1 protein-coding gene is annotated in these 309 nt (G+C 41.7%); it reads left to right on the top strand.

Annotation, left to right across the window (positions count from 1 at the left end; translation table 11 throughout):
- Nucleotides 1-2: 2 nt before the first annotated feature.
- A complete protein-coding gene (locus RRF55_RS27370; protein WP_439419215.1) occupies nucleotides 3-143 on the top strand; it encodes a GlsB/YeaQ/YmgE family stress response membrane protein in 141 nt (46 codons plus the stop codon).
- The last annotated feature ends 166 nt before the right edge of the window (nucleotides 144-309 follow it).

Here is a 309-nt window from a genome sequence, read left to right as displayed (position 1 = left end):
GGATTGCTGGTTCTCTCGTAGCCACTTATGGTGGTCGTTTACTCGGTCTCTATAGTGAAGGCTCTGCCGCAGGCTTTATTGCTTCAGTTATTGGAGCCATTGTTATTTTATTCATCTACAACATAGTCACCAAAAAAACCTAAACTCAGCCATTAAAAAAAGCACCGTTTCAGGTGCTTTTTATCTGTATATTTGAACTCTTATAAGCCCAATTCACGCCACATATTTTCAATGGTGGTTGAAGGCACAGCGCCATTCACCATAAAGCCATTTGAGAAAATAACCACGGGCGTCCCTTGTAAACCCAGA

The sequence above is a fragment of the Klebsiella sp. K47 genome (assembly GCF_051858335.1).
Taxonomy (GTDB): domain Bacteria; phylum Pseudomonadota; class Gammaproteobacteria; order Enterobacterales; family Enterobacteriaceae; genus Klebsiella; species Klebsiella pneumoniae.
Note: the sequence above shows the minus strand (reverse complement) of the source record. Positions and strands in the feature narration are given on the sequence as shown.